Origin of the sequence: Bacillus sp. AFS002410, from assembly GCF_002556365.1 — a bacterium.
GTDB lineage: Bacteria > Bacillota > Bacilli > Bacillales > Bacillaceae_G > Gottfriedia.
This window is the reverse complement of record NZ_NUEU01000068.1, coordinates 1-209: the sequence shown is the minus strand read 5'-3', so window position 1 is coordinate 209 and position 209 is coordinate 1. Positions and strand designations below refer to the sequence as shown.

Genomic DNA, 209 nt, shown 5'->3' with positions numbered 1-209 from the left:
GGAGTAACAGGTCCGACGGGAATAACAGGCTCGACCGGAGTAACAGGTTCGACGGGAATAACTGGCTCGACTGGGGTAACGGGTTCGACCGGAGTAACCGGCTCGACAGGAATAACGGGCTCGACGGGAATAACAGGTTCGACGGGAATAACTGGCCCAACCGGAGGAACGGGTTCAACTGGAATAACCGGCTCGACCGGAGTAACAGG

At 57.4% G+C, this 209-nt stretch carries 1 protein-coding gene; it reads left to right on the top strand.

Features of this window, described 5'->3' with window-relative positions:
• Positions 1-209, top strand: a 209-nt coding sequence (locus CN692_RS19280) for a hypothetical protein (protein WP_179874493.1), incomplete at both ends; no start/stop codon positions are given.